Source organism: Variovorax sp. 10L421 (assembly GCF_056395365.1).
Genome location: NZ_JBFTJJ010000012.1, coordinates 97,115 through 114,023, shown reverse-complemented (window position 1 = coordinate 114,023; position 16,909 = coordinate 97,115). Strand labels below are relative to the sequence as shown.

General features: G+C 66.6%; 15 protein-coding genes. 2 read left to right on the top strand and 13 right to left on the bottom strand.

The window, feature by feature from the left end; all coding sequences use genetic code 11:
• Window positions 1-134 precede the first annotated feature (134 nt).
• The 3 genes from AC1DFC_RS17255 to AC1DFC_RS17245 form a co-directional block, all read right to left on the bottom strand.
• Window positions 135-602: a PTS sugar transporter subunit IIA gene (locus AC1DFC_RS17255; protein WP_007832688.1), complete on the bottom strand. Its 468-nt coding sequence runs from the start codon at window positions 600-602 to the stop codon at window positions 135-137.
• A 189-nt stretch (window positions 603-791) separates the two neighbouring features.
• Window positions 792-1,121 (bottom strand): ribosome hibernation-promoting factor, HPF/YfiA family, encoded by a 330-nt coding sequence (gene hpf / locus AC1DFC_RS17250; protein ID WP_007832687.1) that lies wholly within the window; start codon window positions 1,119-1,121, stop codon window positions 792-794.
• Between the two features lie 328 nt (window positions 1,122-1,449).
• Window positions 1,450-3,570 (bottom strand): ATP-dependent helicase, encoded by a 2,121-nt coding sequence (locus AC1DFC_RS17245; protein WP_478179654.1) that lies wholly within the window; start codon window positions 3,568-3,570, stop codon window positions 1,450-1,452.
• Between the two features lie 223 nt (window positions 3,571-3,793).
• On the opposite strand from AC1DFC_RS17245, the gene corA reads away from it, so the two are divergent.
• On the top strand, window positions 3,794-4,780 hold the full coding sequence (gene corA / locus AC1DFC_RS17240) for a magnesium/cobalt transporter CorA (protein ID WP_007832681.1): 987 nt from the start codon (window positions 3,794-3,796) through the stop codon (window positions 4,778-4,780).
• A gap of 57 nt (window positions 4,781-4,837) precedes the next feature.
• On the top strand, window positions 4,838-5,590 hold the full coding sequence (locus tag AC1DFC_RS17235) for a YoaK family protein (protein WP_007832679.1): 753 nt from the start codon (window positions 4,838-4,840) through the stop codon (window positions 5,588-5,590).
• Here the strand turns inward: AC1DFC_RS17235 and AC1DFC_RS17230 are convergent.
• From AC1DFC_RS17230 to AC1DFC_RS17185, 10 genes are all read right to left on the bottom strand, one after another.
• Window positions 5,583-6,350: a 5'-methylthioadenosine/adenosylhomocysteine nucleosidase gene (locus AC1DFC_RS17230; protein ID WP_007832677.1), complete on the bottom strand. Its 768-nt coding sequence runs from the start codon at window positions 6,348-6,350 to the stop codon at window positions 5,583-5,585. The two genes, AC1DFC_RS17235 and AC1DFC_RS17230, sit on opposite strands and share 8 nt — an antisense overlap.
• 3 nt (window positions 6,351-6,353) lie before the next feature.
• Window positions 6,354-7,985, bottom strand: coding sequence for an ABC transporter substrate-binding protein (locus AC1DFC_RS17225; RefSeq protein WP_007832675.1), 1,632 nt, complete (start codon window positions 7,983-7,985; stop codon window positions 6,354-6,356).
• Between the two features lie 37 nt (window positions 7,986-8,022).
• Window positions 8,023-9,054 (bottom strand): dipeptide ABC transporter ATP-binding protein, encoded by a 1,032-nt coding sequence (locus AC1DFC_RS17220; protein ID WP_478179653.1) that lies wholly within the window; start codon window positions 9,052-9,054, stop codon window positions 8,023-8,025.
• On the bottom strand, window positions 9,051-10,076 hold the full coding sequence (locus AC1DFC_RS17215; RefSeq protein WP_042673286.1) for an ABC transporter ATP-binding protein: 1,026 nt from the start codon (window positions 10,074-10,076) through the stop codon (window positions 9,051-9,053). The genes AC1DFC_RS17220 and AC1DFC_RS17215 overlap by 4 nt, the downstream gene beginning before the upstream one ends.
• Before the next feature lie 118 nt (window positions 10,077-10,194).
• On the bottom strand, window positions 10,195-11,103 hold the full coding sequence (locus tag AC1DFC_RS17210) for an ABC transporter permease subunit (RefSeq protein WP_007828433.1): 909 nt from the start codon (window positions 11,101-11,103) through the stop codon (window positions 10,195-10,197).
• A 4-nt stretch (window positions 11,104-11,107) separates the two neighbouring features.
• Window positions 11,108-12,112, bottom strand: coding sequence for an ABC transporter permease subunit (locus tag AC1DFC_RS17205; protein WP_056515149.1), 1,005 nt, complete (start codon window positions 12,110-12,112; stop codon window positions 11,108-11,110).
• A gap of 50 nt (window positions 12,113-12,162) precedes the next feature.
• Complete coding sequence (locus AC1DFC_RS17200) at window positions 12,163-13,842, bottom strand: long-chain-fatty-acid--CoA ligase (protein ID WP_413331813.1); 1,680 nt, start codon at window positions 13,840-13,842, stop codon at window positions 12,163-12,165.
• A gap of 100 nt (window positions 13,843-13,942) precedes the next feature.
• Window positions 13,943-15,370: an NAD(P)(+) transhydrogenase (Re/Si-specific) subunit beta gene (locus AC1DFC_RS17195; protein WP_007828437.1), complete on the bottom strand. Its 1,428-nt coding sequence runs from the start codon at window positions 15,368-15,370 to the stop codon at window positions 13,943-13,945.
• Window positions 15,367-15,696, bottom strand: a complete 330-nt coding sequence (locus tag AC1DFC_RS17190; RefSeq protein ID WP_007828438.1) for an NAD(P) transhydrogenase subunit alpha part 2 — start codon at window positions 15,694-15,696, stop codon at window positions 15,367-15,369. Before AC1DFC_RS17190 ends, AC1DFC_RS17195 begins: the two co-directional genes overlap by 4 nt.
• A gap of 24 nt (window positions 15,697-15,720) precedes the next feature.
• The gene (locus AC1DFC_RS17185) at window positions 15,721-16,851 is read right to left on the bottom strand and encodes a Re/Si-specific NAD(P)(+) transhydrogenase subunit alpha (RefSeq protein ID WP_007828439.1); all 1,131 of its coding nucleotides are present in this window, start codon (window positions 16,849-16,851) and stop codon (window positions 15,721-15,723) included.
• Window positions 16,852-16,909 lie beyond the last annotated feature (58 nt).

Below are 16,909 nucleotides of genomic sequence, written 5' to 3'. Positions count from 1 at the left end.
GACGGCGCTCACGCACCAGAGTTGGGGCAGGCCAGAATACCGCGGAACCGGCTTTGCCGGGCCGCTGGTATTGCCCCCGGTAGGGGGTTGGCGAAGCGACACGAAGTGCGCGAAGCCTGGGGGCGAGCCACAGGTCAGGCGACTTGCGTGGATTGCCAGCCAGCGATCAGGCCGTGGAGGACGGACGCGTCGGTGCTGGACTTGATCTGTTCGCGCAGGCTGGCATCGCTCAGCAGTTCGGCGATTTCAGAGAGGATTTCGAGGTGCTTCTGCGTGGCCGCTTCGGGCACCAGCAGGAAGATCAGCAGCGCGACGGGCTGCTCGTCGGGTGCGTCGAAGCCGATGGGATTGGCCAGCTGGAACACGGCCGCCATCGGCGCCTTGAGGCCCTTGATGCGGCCATGCGGAATGGCCACGCCATGGCCCAGACCGGTGGAACCGAGGCGCTCGCGCGCAAACAGGCTGTCGGTGATGAGGGCACGGCCCAGACCGTGAAGGCTTTCGAACAGCAGGCCGGCTTCTTCGAAAGCACGTTTCTTGCTGGTAGCGTCAACGCTCACAAGCACTTGAGCGGGCGGCAGGATGGACGCGAGGCGATTCATGGTGGGTGCAGGGCGGGGGCGATTATGCACCCGCTTGGTAAAAACCCCCAGTCCCCCTATTTACTTTCTGTCTACATGTTGCCCAGAGGCCTCGCGCGCCCTCTGGGAGCTTGCCAAAGCCCCACCGCTGCAGTCGGAAAACAAAAAGCCGCCCGAAGGCGGCCTTGGATGCGAGCCCGAGGGCTCCTCCTACATCACGCGCTTGGGCGCGGCGTGATGGTGGTCCTGCAGGCGGTCCTTGTGGCGCACCACCTGGCGGTCGAGCTTGTCGACCAGTTCATCGACCGCGGCGTAGAGATCAGCGTGGCTCGATTCCGCGAACATGTCATTGCCCTTGACGTGGATGTTGCATTCCGCCCTTTGGCGGCGTTCCTTTTCCTTTTGCTTTTCCACCGTGAGGATCACCTTCACATCGACGAGCTGGTCGAAATGTCGGGTGATCCGGTCCAGCTTGCTCGTGACGTAGGTGCGCAAGGCAGGTGTGACGTCGAGGTGATGACCGCTGATCGTCAAATTCATGAATGACCTCCTGGAATTGACGGTTGGGGAAATGACCGCACTGCGGAATGCAGCTTGGCCGGCGAGAAACGGGAGTTGTGGGAGAGAGGGCGGGGGAAGAAAAGAAGAAGGCAGAGGGCAAGTTCGATTCACTATGCCCAAGCTGTCACGGTATTGCAATACCTGAGTTGCCCGGGGTTTCTGCGCTTTGTGTGCGGCATTTCACACGCTAGCGAATCGATAGCATCTGCCGCGCGCAGGGCAGGCGATGCGGCGATTCATCCGGAACAAGTGTTTCATCTTCCGGCAGCGCGTGACCCTGCCGCCGGAAGGGCCGGCAGCTGCCCAGTCAACGCCAGGCCGCGCGCATCCGGTTGCGCAGGTCGATCACCGCGCTCGGCGGCGGCACGGCCGGCGGCCGCTCCGGCGGAGGGGGCCAGGTCTGCTGCTCGAAGCCGGCCAGATCGGCTTCGGCAATGAAGCGCGTGCGGTTGGCATACAGGTGCCGGTCGCCGCGCGCCGCCTGCTGCGTGATGTGGAAGCGCTGCGGCACCAGCAGGTGCAGGTGGTCGCGCGCCCGGGTCATCGCCACGTAGAGCAGCCGGCGCTCTTCTTCCAGCTCGTGCGCGCTCTGCGCCACGTCGGCCGGCAAGCAGCCGTCGACCACGTTGAGCACATGTACGGAGTTCCATTCCTGCCCCTTGGCCGAGTGGATGGTCGAGAGGATCAGGTAGTCCTCGTCGAGCAGCGGCGGGCCCGGGCGGTCGCTGGTGGCCTCGGGCGGGTCGAGCGTGAGTTCGGCGAGGAAGCGTTCGCGCGAGGCATACCCGGCGGCGAGGCGGGCCAATTGCTCGACGTCGGCGCGTCGCACGCCGGACGTGTCCTCGTACAGGCGCTCCAGGTGCGGCAGATACCAGGCCATCGCCAGTTCGACATCGGCCGGCCACTTCAGCGCCGGCGCGCGCAAGGCGGCGTAGGCTGCAGCGAAGTCGCCCCATTGCGCGCGAGCAGTGGCCGGTGGCACGAAGTCGCGCACTGCCGCGGCCGGGTCTGCCGCCTGGTCCATCGCATCGAGCAGCCGCGCGCCGGTCACGGGGCCTATGCCCGGTATCAGTTGCGTCACACGGAACCCCGCCATGCGCCCACGCGGGTTCTGCGCAAAACGCAGCACCGCGAGCAGGTCCTTCACATGCGAGGCCTCGAGAAACTTGAGCCCACCGAACTTCACGAAGGGGATGTTGCGCCGTGCCAGTTCGAGCTCGAGCGCCGCGCTGTGCGTCGAGGTGCGGAACAGCACCGCCTGCGACTTCAGCGCCAGCCCGCCTTCGCGGTGCGCCAGCACCTTGTCGGCCACCCAGCGTGCCTGCCCGGCCTCGTCGGGCACGAGCACCAGCAGCGGCTTGCCGGCCGAGGGCTTGTCGGTCCACAGCGTCTTGGCGTGCCGCTCGGCGGCCTGCACGATCACGCGGTTCGAGACGTCCAGGATCGGCTGCGTCGAGCGGTAGTTGCGCTCCAGCGTGACGACTCTGGCCTGCTGCGTGAACTGCGACGGAAAGTCGAGGATGTTGCGCACCGTCGCGCCGCGAAACGAGTAGATCGACTGCGCGTCGTCGCCCACCACCGTCACCCCGCGTCCATCGGGCTTGAGCGCCAGCAGGATCGAGGCCTGCAGCAGGTTGGTGTCCTGGTACTCGTCGATCAGCACATGATCGAAGCGCGCGCCGATGTGCGCGGCCAGCGCGGGCTCGGCGGCCATCCCGGCCCAGTACAGCAGCAGGTCGTCGTAGTCGAGCACGTTCTGCTGCTGCTTGGCCTCGACATACGCACCGAACAGCTTCTTCAGCTCGGCCTCCCATTCGCCGCACCAGGGAAAGGCTTCCTTCAGCACCTGGGCCAGCGGCGCGCGCGTGTTGACGCAGCGCGAGTAGATCGACAGGCAGGTGCCCTTGCGCGGAAAACGGTTCACGGTGGAAGACAGGCCCTGCTCATGGCGCACCAGCCCCATCAGGTCTTCGGCATCGCCGCGGTCATGGATCGTGAAGTTCTCGCCGAGCCCGATCTGCGGCGCGTACTCGCGCAGCAGCCGCGCGCCGATGCCGTGGAAGGTGCCGGCCCACGGCAGCGCGGGCGGCACCTCGGACTTCAGGCCGAGCACCCGCGCCAGCACCTGGCCGGCGCGGCGCTCCATCTCCTGCGCGGCGCGGCGCGAGAAAGTCAGCAGCAGCAGCCGCTGCGGATCGACACCGCCCGCGATCAGGTGTGCGACGCGGTGCGCCAGCGTGCTGGTCTTTCCCGAGCCGGCGCCGGCAATGACGAGCAGCGGCCGCTCGTCGCGCTCGGCTATCGCAGCACCCACGCCATGCTCGACCGCAGCGCGCTGCGCATCGTTGAGCGTCGCAAGCGCGGCGGCCAGGCGCTCGGCCTGGGTCTTCGGCGCGGCGGGAAAAACAGGGAGCGCAGCGGTCTGCATGGAGAGCGACTTTACTGTATGTCCGTCCAGCCCAAGCATGGGGCAGCCATGTGGCCGGTGACATAATCGCGCCTCGCTGCAACCGGAGATTCTTCCTATGGAAACCGCCCCGTCTCGGCAGCTTTCAACTCCCTTTCACTGACGCTTTTTTCGCGCGTCGGGCCCGGGAATTGAAAGCGCCCCTCCCTCGCCCAACGTTTCAGTCATACCCGGGAGTGAGCCCATGCTCAACATCTTTACGCTCGCCAACGGCCGCCTCGTCCAGGAAGAGATCGAGTCGCTCGAGGAGCTCTCCAGGTTCCAGCCGATCTGGGTCGACCTCGAGTCGCCCACGCTCGAAGAGAAGCGCTGGATCAAGCAGTACTACGGCCTCTCGATTCCCGAAGACGCGATGGACGAGGACATCGAGGAGTCGGCCCGCTTCTACGAGGAAGACAACGGCGAGCTGCACATCCGCTCCGACTTCCTGATCGACGACGACGAAGATCCGCGCTCGGTGCGCGTGGCGTTCATCCTGAACCAGCACAACACCGAGCTTCGCAGCCGCGGTGTGCTGTTCTCGATCCACGACGAGGACGTGCCCGTGTTCCGGCTGCTGCGCATGCGCGCGCGCCGCGCGCCCGGGCTCATCGAGGACGCGAAGGAAGTACTGCTCAAGCTGTTCGATGCCGACGCCGAGTACTCGGCCGACACGCTCGAGAACATCTACGACGAACTCGAGATCGCGGGCAAGAAAGTGCTCGAGGGCAACGTCAGCGACGAGTTGGCCGGCGAGGTGCTGGGCGCCATCGCCCGCCAGGAAGACTTGAACGGCCGCATCCGCCGCAACGTGATGGACACGCGCCGCGCGGTCAGCTTCATGATGCGCAGCCGCATGCTCAACGCCGAGCAGTTCGAGGAGGCGCGGCAGATCCTGCGCGACATCGAGTCGCTCGACAACCACACGGCCTTCCTGTTCGACAAGATCAACTTCCTGATGGATGCGACCGTCGGCTTCATCAACATCAACCAGAACAAGACCATCAAGATCTTCTCGGTGGCCAGCGTCGCATTGCTGCCGCCCACGCTGATCGCGAGCATCTACGGCATGAACTTCAAGTTCATGCCCGAGCTCGACTGGTCGCTGGGCTATCCGTATGCCATCGTGCTGATGGCGGCCAGCGCGCTGGTGCCGATGTGGTACTTCCGCCGGCGCGGCTGGCTCAAGTAGGCGCCGCGCGGCGGGTGCTAGAGTGGCTGGCAGCAAGCGCTGACCCGGAGAGCCACAGTGCGCAGAATCCGCTTCCTCACCAACCGCCACCGCGCGCCGTCGACCAACACCGCGCTGGGCCTGCTGCTGGCCTTCAATGCCGGGGCCGTCAACGCGGGCGGATTCCTCGTGCTTCACATGTACACCTCGCACATGACCGGCTTCGCCTCGCAGCTGGCGGACGGCATGGTGCTGGGCAACGTCAAGCTGCTGCTGAACGCGCTCGGCGCGATCCTGGCCTTCGTGACCGGCGCCGCGGTCTGCGCCATGCTGGTGAACTGGGGCCGGCAGCACCGCATGCACGGCGTCTACGCCCTGCCGCTGATGCTCGAAGCTGCGCTGATGTTCCCATTCGGGCTCATGGGCGCGATCACGCTGACCTGGCCCACGCCCTTCGCCGTGCCGCTCACGGTGCTGCTGCTGTCCTTCATCATGGGCCTGCAGAACGCGGTGGCGTCGAAGACCTCGGGCGGCAGCATCCGCACCACCCACATGACGGGCAACATCACCGACATGGGGATCGAGATCGGCAAGATGCTCTACTGGAACGGCCGCGCCGGATCCGCCCCGATGGCGGTGCGCCACGACCGCCGCCGCATGCGCCGCGCGGGCGGCTTGGTCGGCATGTTCGTGCTCGGCGGGGCGGTGGGAGCGCTCGGCTTCAAGTACGTGGGGTTTGTCTGCGTCGTGCCACTGGCCGCGCTGCTGCTCGCACTGTCGATACCGCCGCTGCTGCGCGACATTCCGCGGCGCGGCGCCTCGCTCAGCTGACGGCCGGCAGCGTGGCGAGCCAGGCGCCGACCAGCGCGAGGCTGTAGCGGCTCGCGACCAGCGAGACGAAGCGAGCGAAGTCGCCATGCGCTTCGTCGTCCGCGCGGTCGGAGATCGTTCGCATGGCCGCGAAGGGCACGCCGTAGTCGTGGCACACCTGCGCCACCGCCGCGCCTTCCATCTCGACCGCAAGCGCATCGGGCAGATCGCGCCGCAGCGCTTCACTCTCGGCGGTGGTCGACACGAAGCGGTCGCCGCTGGCCAGCAGGCCCCGGTGCACCTTCGGCGACTGCAGGCCGAACTCTTCGACGGCCGCCCGTCCCGTCAGTGCCACTGGATCGCGCAGCACGCTGGCGGCGACGCCCGACAGCGCATCGCCGATCACGCGGTCCGCAACGAAACGCGACAGGCCCATCAACGGCACTTCGTACTTCGGGAAGATCGGAGATGCATCGAGATCGTGCTGCAGCAGTTCGGTCGCGACCACCACGTCCCCCACGCGCACGCCCGGCGCGAGCCCGCCCGCCACGCCCGTGAACACGACGGCCCGCACGCCGAAGCGTTCGAGCAGCACCGTGGCCGTGACCGCCGCCGCGACCTTGCCGATGCGCGACAGCACCGCTACCACGGGCTGGCCCTGCAGGTGGCCGACCCAGAAGTCGCGGCCGGCGACGCGCACGCGCTGCTCGTCGGGCATCTGCGCAAGGAGCGCACTCAACTCCTCGTGCATCGCGGCGACGATGGCAACGGGCGCGTGCATCGGCTACTTGATATCCACGCCGTAGAAGGTGTGGCGGCCGAACGGACTGAGCTTGAAGTCGACGACCTCCTTGCGCACCGGCTTCAGCTGCACCGCGTGCGCGATGGTGAACCACGGCGCCTGCTCCTTGAAGATGAGCTGTGCCTTCTTGTAGAGCGCGTCGCGCTCGGCCTGCTTGGTGACGCTCTTGGCCTTCACCACGAGGTCTTCATACGGCTGGTAGCAGAACTTCGAGATGTTGCTGCCGCTGGCCGATTTGGCCGAAGCGCAACCCAGCAGCGTGTAGAGGAAGTTGTCGGGGTCCCCGTTGTCCCCGGTCCAGCCCAGCATGCCCATCTGGTGTTCGCCGGCCTGCAGGCGCTTGCGGTACTCGCCCCACTCGAAGCTCTTGATCTCGGCCTTGACGTTGATCTTGGCGAGGTCGGCCTGCATCAGCTCGGCGATGCGCTTGGCGTTCGGGTTGTACGGGCGCTGCACCGGCATGGCCCACAGGTCGGTCGAGAAGCCGTCGGGGAAGCCGGCCTGCGCCAGCAGCTTCTTCGCGGCTTCGGGGTCGTAGGGGTCGTCCTTCACCGCGTCGTTGTAGGACCACATGGTCGGCGGAATCGGGTTCTTCGCGGCCACGCCGGTCGAGAGGTACACGCCGTCGATGATGGCCTTCTTGTTGATCGCCATGTTGATGGCCTTGCGTACGCGCACGTCGTCGAAGGGCTTCTTCGTGGTGTTGTACGAGAGGTAGCCGACGTTCAGGCCGGGCTGCTCGAGCAGCTGAACGTTCGGGTCCTTGCGGATCGCGTCGAGGTCGGCCGGGTTCGGGTACGGCATGACGTGGCACTCGCCCTTCTGCAGCTTGGCCCAGCGCACCGATGCGTCGGGCGTGATCGCGAACACGAGGTCGTCGATTTTGGCCTTGCCGCCCCAGTACTGCGGGAAGGCCTTGAAGCGAATGATCGCGTCCTTCTGGTACTGCACGAGGTAGAAGGGGCCGGTGCCGATCGGGTCCTGGTCGACCTTCTCGGGCGTGCCGGCCTTCAGCATGGCGATGGCATATTCCTTCGACTGGATGCCGGCGTACTGCATCGCCAGGTTGGCCAGGAACGGCGCCTCGGGCTGGTTGAGCACGATCTTCACCGTGTAGTCGTCGATGCGGTCCACCGTCTTCAGCAGCTTGGGCATTCCCATGTCGTTGAAGTACGAGTGGTTCTGGCTCGTGACCTTGAAGAACGGGTCGCTCTCCTTCCACTGGCGCTCGAGCATGAAGATGAAGTCGTCGGCGTTGAAGTCGCGCGTGGGCTTGAAGCTCTTGCTGGTGCTGTGCCACTTCACGCCCTTGCGCAGGTGGAAGGTGTACTGCGTGCCGTCGGCGGAGATGTCCCACTTCTCGGCCAGGCCCGGCACGACCTTGGTGCCGCCACGCTCGAATTCGACGATGGTGTTGTAGACCTGCGTGGTCACGTCGAACGAGGTGCCGGTGGTGTTCATCCCGGGGTAGAAGTTCTCCGGGCTTCCTTCGGAGCAATACACCAGCGTCTTGGCAGACACCGCGCCGCAGGCCAGGGTAAGGGCTGCAAGCGCTGTCGGCGCCAGGAGCGCCAGGCTTCGTGAGCGGCGCGAAACGGTGGGCTGGGTCTTCATGGGGACTCCTTGAGACAGGGTTGAGAAAAGCCGCCGCCTACGGCGCGGCGAGCACGGGACCATCGGCGCGCACGGGGGCCGCGCCATCGAGAAACTGCTCGGCGTAGTGGCAGGCCACCAGACGTTCGTCGAGTAAGCGCAGCAGCGGCCGCTCCTCGCGGCAGCGCGGTTGCACGTGCGGGCAACGCGTGCTGAAGACGCAGCCGGGAGGCGGGCTCAGCGGCGACGGCAGCTCGCCCTTGAGCACGATGCGCCGGCTGCTGAGCCCCGGCGTGGACGCCAGCAGCGCCTGCGTGTACGGATGCAGCGGCCGCGCGAAGATGCGCGACTTGGGGCCCTGCTCCACCGCGTGGCCGAGGTACATCACGAGCACGTCGTGCGCGATGTGGCGCACCACGCCCAGGTCGTGCGAGATGAAAAGGTACGCCAGGCCCAGTTCGGCCTGCAGGTCGGCCAGCAAATTGAGCACCTGCGCCTGGATCGACACGTCGAGCGCAGACACCGGCTCGTCGGCCACCAGGAGGCGCGGGTTGAGCATCAGCGCGCGCGCGATGGCGATGCGCTGGCGCTGGCCGCCCGAGAACATGTGCGGGTAGCGGTTGGCGTACTCGGGCCGCAAGCCCACGCGCGCGAGCATGTCGCCGGCCTTGGCGGCGCGCTCCGACTTGCCCATGGTGGTGTTGATGGCGAGCGGATCCTCGAGCACCGTCGAGATCTTCTTGCGCGGATTGAGCGAGCCGTAGGGGTTCTGGAACACCAGCTGCACGGCCTGGCGCAGCTCGCGCCTGCGTTCGGACGGCGGGTTCACCGCGTCGGCCCCCACCAGCGTGAGCTGCCCCGCGGTCGGCTTCTCGATCAGCGCGACCATGCGCACCAGCGTCGACTTGCCGCAGCCCGACTCGCCGACCACGGCCAGCGTGCGCCCGCGCTCGATGCGAAAGGAAATGTCGCCCACGGCCCGCAGGTGCGCGGGCGCCCGAAACAGCCCACGGCGGATGTCGTAGGTGCGCTGGAGGTTGCTCGCCTCCACGACCACTTCGGTCGAAACGGCGTTCGATGCCCCGCTCATGGCAGCACCTCGATCGCCTGTTGCCGCGGCGGGTCTTGCGCGATGGCCGCCATGCGCCCCGGTTCGCCGAGCGGAAAGTGGCAGCGCACCTCGGCGCCCTGCGATTCGCGCAGCGCCGGCCGCACCTGGCAGGCACGCTCGGTGACGTAGCCGCAGCGCGGCGCGAACAGGCAGCCCGCGGGCCGGTCGTGCACGCCCGGCACCACGCCGCTGATGGTGGCGAGCCGCCCCTCGGGCGCAGCGCGTTCCGGCAGCGCCGCCAGCAGGGCCTCGGTGTACGGATGCTGCGGCGATGCGAAGAGCCGGTCGACGCGCTGGTGCTCCATCACCTGCCCCGCGTACATCACGGCGATGCGCTGCGCCATCTCGCTCACCACGCCCATGTTGTGCGTGATGAGCACCAGCGCCATGCCGCGCTCCTTCTGCAGCTCGCGCAGCAGGTCGAGGATCTGCGCCTGGATGGTCACGTCGAGCGCGGTGGTCGGCTCGTCGGCGATCAGGAGGCGCGGATTGCAGGCGATGGCCATGGCGATCATCACGCGCTGGTTCATGCCGCCCGAGAGCTGGTGCGGATAGCTGCCCAGGCGCGACGATGCGGCCGGAATGCCCACCTGCTCGAGCAGTTCGGTCGCGCGCTTCTTCGCTTCGCGCTTGTCGAGCTTCAGATGCAGCCGCAGCGTTTCCATGAGCTGGAAGCCGATGGTGAAGCAGGGGTTGAGGCTGGTGGTCGGCTCCTGGAAGATCATCGCGACCTCCTTGCCGACCAACGCGCGGCGCGCCTTGTCGGAGATGCCGAGCAGGTCCTTGCCCGCGAAGCGCATGTGCTCGGCGCGCACGCGGCCCGGAAAGCCGACGAGGCCCATCAGCGCCATCATCGTGACGCTCTTGCCCGAACCCGACTCGCCGACGATGCCGAGCACCTCGCCTTCTTCGAGCGTGAGGCTCACGCCGTCCACCGCATGCAGCACGCCGCCCTGCGTCGGGAACTCGACGTGCAGGTCCTTGATGTCCAGGAGACTCATCTCACCCCCAGTCTTCGCGCACTTCGTGTCGCTGCGCCAACCCCCTTGCAGGGGGCGATACCTGCGGCCCGGCAAAGCCGGTTCCGCGGTATCCCTGGAATGAGGCGGTCAATACTGTTCATCGTTTCAATTTGGGGTCGAGCGCATCGCGCAGCCCGTCGCCCAGCAGGTTGAAGGCCAGCACGGCCGCAAGGATCGCCAGGCCCGGGAAGGTGACGACCCACCAGGCGCGCAGCACGAACTCGCGCGCGTCGGCCAGCATGGTTCCCCATTCGGGCGACGGCGGCTGCGCCCCCAGGCCGATGAAGCCGAGCGCGGCCGCGTCGAGGATGGCGGTCGAGATGCCGAGCGAGGCCTGCACGATCAGCGGTGCGGCACAGTTGGGCAGCACCTCGCGGAACATCAGGCGCAGCGTGCCGGCGCCGCTCACGCGAGCAGCGGTCACGTAGTCGCGCGAGATTTCGGCGATGACGGCCGCACGCGTGATGCGCACATAGTGCGGCAGCACGACGATGGCCACGGCGATCATCGCGTTGATCAGCCCCGGCCCGAGGATCGCGACGATCACGATCGCCATCAGCAGGCTCGGCATCGTGAGCACAATGTCCATCAACCGCATGATCGCGATCTCGAGCACGCCGCGGAAGAAGCCCGCGATCAGCCCGAGCACCACGCCCACGGCCACCGAAATGGCCACCACCGCGACGCCGATGGACAGCGACAGCCGTGCGCCGTGCATCAGGCGCGAGAGGATGTCGCGCCCGATCGCGTCGGTGCCGAGCAGGTAGCTCGCGGAACCGCCCTGCTGCCAAGCTGGCGGCAGCAGGAAGACGGCGCTGTTGGTCTCGTTGGGCGCGTGCGGTGCGATCCACGGCGCGAACAGCGCGACCAGCAGCAGCACGACGATGGTGGCGAGCCCGATGACCGCGCCGCGGTTGGCAGAGAAGGCCGTCCAGAACTCGCGCCAGGGTCCTGGGGGCGCCGCGCTTCTTGTGCCGGCCGGGACTGCTTGTTGTGTCGTCGCCATGGCTTCAGTGCCTGATGCGCGGGTTGATGACGCCGTAGGCCACGTCGACCAACAGGTTGACCAGCATCACGATTCCTCCGAGCAGCAGCATGCCGCCCTGCAGCACCGGATAGTCGCGCCGGCCGATGGCCTCGATGAGCCACTTGCCGACGCCGGGCCAGGAGAAGATGGTCTCGGTGAGGATGGCGCCCGTGAAGAGCACGCCCACCTGCAGCCCGATGACGGTCACGACCGGGATCAGCGCATTGCGCAGCGCATGCAGCCCCACCACGCGAAAGCGCGACAGCCCCTTGGCGCGCGCGGTGCGAATGTAGTCCTCGCCCAGCACTTCGAGCATGGCCGAGCGCGTCATGCGCGCAATGACCGCGAGCGGCACCGTGCCGAGCACGATGGCCGGCAGGATCAGGTGGTGCAATGCCGACCAGAAGGCACCGATGTCACCGGCGCGCAGGGAGTCGATCAGCAGGAAGCCGGTTTCGGGCTCGATGTAGTACTGCACCGCGATGCGCCCCGACACAGGCGTCCACCCGAGCTGCACCGAGAAGAACAGGATCAGCAGCAACCCCCACCAGAAGATCGGCATCGAGTAGCCGGTGAGCGAGGTGGCCATCACGCCGTGGTCGAAGATGGAATTGCGCCGCACTGCCGCGAGGATGCCGGCCGGCAGCCCGAGCAGCAGCGCGAAAAGAATGGCGCAGGCCGCGAGCTCGACCGTGGCCGGAAAGAGCGCGAGGAACTCGCTCATCACCGTGTCCTGCGTGATCAGCGACTTGCCGAGGTCGCCGTGCAGCACGCGCCCGATGTAGATGCCGTACTGCACGATCACCGGCTTGTCGAAGCCGTACGCGGTGCGCAGCTGGGCGTGGCGCACGGGGTCGATCCCGCGCTCGCCGGCCATCGTCTCGATGGGGTCGCCCGGCACCAGCCGGATGAGGAAGAAAGCGAGCAGCGTCATGCCGATGAAGGTCGGCACCAGCAGGCTCACGCGGGTCAGGAGGAATCGAAACATCGACCGCGAATATGCAAGATCGATGCCGCAGCCCTCACCGGGCCGAACCCTTACTTCTTCGCGTCGCGCAACTCGCGGCGAAGGATCTTTCCGACAGGTGTCTTCGGCATGTCGCTACGAAACTCCACGATTCGCGGCTGCTTGTAACCCGTAAGGTTTGCCCGGCAGTATTCGCGCACCTGCGCTTCCGTGAGCGAAGGGTCTTTCTTGACGATCACCAGCTTCACGGCCTCGCCGGTTTTCTCGTCGGGCACGCCGACCGCGGCGCATTCGAGCACGCCCGGAATCAGTGCAACCACGTCCTCGACCTCGTTCGGGTACACGTTGAAGCCCGACACCAGGATCATGTCCTTCTTGCGATCGACCACCTTGAAGTAGCCGCGCTCGTCGACCACGCCGATGTCGCCGCTCTTGAAGTAGCCGTCGGGCGTCATGACCTTGGCGGTCTCGTCGGGGCGCTGCCAGTAGCCGGCCATCACCTGCGGGCCCTTGATGGCGATTTCGCCGCGCTCGCCGGCCGGTACTTCGTTGCCGTCGTCGTCGAGCAGCTTGAGCCAGGTGCTCGGCAGCGGCAGGCCGATGGTGCCGGTGTAGGCAGTGCTGTTGGTCGGGTTGCAGGTGGCCGACGGCGAGGTTTCCGACAGGCCGTAGCCTTCGCAGATCGGGCAGCCGGTCTTCTCGAGCCACAGCTTCGCGACCGCGGCCTGCACCGCCATGCCGCCGCCGACCGAGACCTTGAGGTTCTTCCAGTTGACGGTGTTGAAGTCGGGGTGGTTCGCCAGCCCGTTGAACAGCGTGTTGACGGCCGGGAAGCTGTGGATGGTGTGCTTCGACAGCTCCTTCAGCACGCCCGCGATGTCACGCGGATTCGGAATCAGGATCAGCTTGCCGCCCGTGCGCATGTTCAGCATCATGCCGACCGTGAACGCGAAGATGTGATACAGCGGCAGGGCGCACACGCTGGTGGGCTGCTCACCGGCCGGCACCTTGTTCATGACCGGCTCGTTCCACGCCTCGGACTGCAGCACGTTCGCGATCACGTTGCGATGCAGCAGCACTGCGCCCTTCGACACGCCGGTGGTACCGCCGGTGTACTGCAGCACGGCCACGTCGTCGGGTCCGATGGCCACGGGCTTCACCGAAGCACTCGCGCCCTTGTCGAGCGCTTCGTTGAAACGCACCGCACCCGGCAGGCTGAACTGGGGCACCAGCTTCTTGACGCTGCGCACCATGTAGTTGACGAGCGCACCCTTCAGGAAGCCGAGGCGGTCGCCCATGGAGGCCAGCACGATGTGCCTGATCGGCGTGGCTGCGATGCATTGCTGCAGCGTGGTGCCGAAGTTCTCCATGATGACGATCGCCTTCGCGCCCGAATCCTTGAGCTGGTGCTCGAGTTCGCGGGGCGTGTACAGCGGATTCACGTTGACCAGGATCAGGCCGGCGCGCAGGGTGCCCGCCACCGCGATCGGGTACTGCGGGCAGTTGGGCATCATGACCGCCACGCGGTCACCCTTGGCCAGGCCCAGACTCTGCAGGTAACCTGCGAAGGCCTTGCTCTGCCTGTCGGTCTCGCCGTAGCTGATGTCCTTGCCCATGAAGCTGTAGGCCGTGCGGTCGGCGTACTTCGCGAAGCTCTCTTCCATGAGTGCGACCAGCGAGGTGTACTGCGAGGCATCGATATCGGCGGGCACGCCCTGCGGATAGCTGCTGAGCCAGGGACGATCGGTCATTGGATTTGTCTCCTCCGGGAGTCGGACTGTTGAAAACGAAAACGGCGCACGAGGTGGCGCCGCGAAGAGCTCGCCCGCTGCGCGGGCGTGGACCTTCGGCCTATTCGATGGCCTTGCCCATATCTTCCACTACTTTTTTTGCGTCGCCAAAGACCATCATCGTCTTGTCCATGTAGAACAGCTCGTTGTCCAGGCCCGCATAACCGGCGGCCATGGAGCGCTTGTTCACGATGACGGTCTTGGCCTTGTAGGCCTCCAGGATCGGCATGCCATAGATCGGCGTGCCCTTGGTGAGCGCGGCCGGGTTCACCACGTCGTTGGCCCCCAGGATGATCGCCACGTCCGCCTGCGCAAACTCGCCGTTGATGTCTTCCATCTCGAACACCTGGTCGTACGGCACCTCGGCCTCGGCCAGCAGCACGTTCATGTGGCCCGGCATGCGCCCGGCCACCGGGTGGATCGCGTACTTCACGGTCACGCCCTTGTGCGTGAGCTTCTCCGCCAGCTCGTTGACCGCATGCTGCGCGCGCGCCACCGCCAGGCCGTAGCCCGGCACGATGATCACGGTCTCGGCGTTGGACAGCATGTAGGCCGCGTCGTCGGCGCTGCCGCTCTTGACCGGACGCTGTTCCTTCGCACCGCCGCCCGCGCTGACCGCCTCGCCGCCGAAGCCGCCCAGGATCACGTTGAAGAACGAGCGGTTCATCGCCTTGCACATGATGTAGCTCAGGATCGCGCCCGAGCTGCCCACGAGGCTGCCCGCCACGATCAGCATCGCGTTGTTCAGGCTGAAGCCGATGCCCGCGGCCGCCCAGCCCGAGTAGCTGTTGAGCATCGACACCACCACCGGCATGTCGGCCCCGCCGATCGGGATGATGATGAGCACGCCCATCACGAAGGCCAGCGCCAGCATCGCGAAGAAGGCCGGCCAGCTCTCGGTGAACATGAACACCAGACCCAGGCCGATCATGGCCAGGCCGAGCACGAGGTTCAGCATGTGCTGGCCCGCGAACTGCACCGGCGCGCCCTGGAACAGGCGGAACTTGTAGGTGCCCGAGAGCTTGCCGAAGGCGATGACCGAGCCGCTGAAGGTGATGGCGCCGATGGCCGCCCCCAGGAACAGCTCGAGCCGGTTGCCGGTGGGGATGGGCGCGCCCTTGGCGATGCCTTCGAGCATGGCCGCGGGTTCGACCACGGCCGCGACCGCGATGAACACCGCCGCCAGGCCGATCATGCTGTGGAAGAAGGCCACCAGCTCGGGCATCTTGGTCATCTCGACCGTCTTGGCGCGCCAGGCGCCGTAGCCGCCGCCGGCCACCAGCCCCAGCAGCACCCAGGCCAGGCCCATGAGGTGGCCGCCGGCGATGTTGTAGATCAGCGCGCCGGTGGTAAGCACGGCGATGGCCATGCCGGCCATGCCGAAGACGTTGCCGCGGATCGAAGTGGTGGGATGGCTCAGGCCCTTCAAGGCCTGGATGAAGCAGACGCTGGCGATCAGGTACAGCAGCGTGACGACGTTCATGCTCATTGGGCTGCTCCTGCGTCAGCCTTCGGTGCGGCCTTCTTTTCCTTCTTCTTGAACATCTCGAGCATGCGCCGCGTGACGAGGAAGCCGCCGAAGATGTTCACCGCCGCGAGAGCGACCGCGAGCACGCCCATGGTCTTGCCCAGGCCTGTTTCGGTGAGCGCGGCCGCCAGCATGGCGCCCACGATCACGATGGCCGAGATGGCGTTGGTCACGGCCATCAGCGGCGTGTGCAGCGCGGGCGTGACGGTCCACACCACGTGGTAGCCCACGTAGATGGCCAGCACGAAGATGATCAGGTTGATGACGGTATGGGAAACGGGATCCATGGGTTCTTCTCCTCGCGTGTTCGCTTACTTCTTCGTGACCTGGCCGTCCTGCGTGACGCGGCAGGCGGCGACGATGTCGTCCTCGAGGTCGATCTTCAGCGCACCTTCCTTGGTGACGATGAGCTTGAGGAAGTCGAGCACGTTGCGCGCATAGAGCGCCGACGCATCGGCCGCCACCAGCGCCGCGAGGTTGGTCTCGCCCACGATGGTCACGCCGTGCTTGATCACGGTCCTGTCGGCCTCCGACAGCGGGCAGTTGCCGCCCACGCCGTCGGGCCCCTTGCCGGCTGCGATGTCGACGATGACGGAACCCGGCTTCATCGACTTGACCATGTCCTCGGTGATGAGCGTCGGCGCGGCGCGCCCCGGGATGAGTGCAGTGCTGATGACGACATCGGCGAGCGCCACGCGCTTGGCGACTTCGATCTGCTGGCGCGCGAGCCAGCTCGCGGGCATCGGCTTGGCGTAGCCGCCGACGCCGACGGCTGCTTCCTTTTCTTCATCGGTGTCGTAGGAGACTTCGATGAACTTGCCGCCCAGCGATTCGATCTGCTCCTTCACGCTGGGACGCACGTCGGAAGCCTCGATGACGGCACCCAGGCGCTTGGCGGTGGCAATGGCCTGCAGGCCCGCCACGCCGACGCCCAGGATGACCACGCGTGCAGCCTTCACGGTGCCGGCGGCGGTCATCAGCATGGGGAAGAAGCGCTGGTATTTGTCGGCCGCGATCATCACGGCCTTGTAGCCGGCGATGTTGGCCTGCGACGAGAGCACGTCCATGCTTTGGGCGCGGGTGGTGCGCGGGGCGGCTTCGAGCGCGAAGCCGGTGACACCGGCAGAGGCCAGGCGTTGCAGGCCCGCGGCATCGAAGGGATTGAGCATGCCGATGACGACGGCGCCGGACTTCAGCAGCGCGGTCTCCGCATCGGTGGGCGTGCGCACCTTGAGCACCATGTCGGCGGCGAATGCGGCGTTCATGTTGGTGATCTCGGCACCGGCGGCCTGGTAGGCGGCATCGGTGACGCTGGCGGCAACGCCAGCCCCCGACTGCACCCGTACGGTGTGCCCCGAGGCCACCAGTTTCTTCACCGTTTCGGGTGTAACAGCCACGCGGGTTTCGCCAGCCAGTGTCTCGGCAGGCACGCCTATCAGCATAGAGATCTCCTCAGAGCAAGGGGGCAAACGGAACGCGGGCAGAGCTTACAGCAAGATT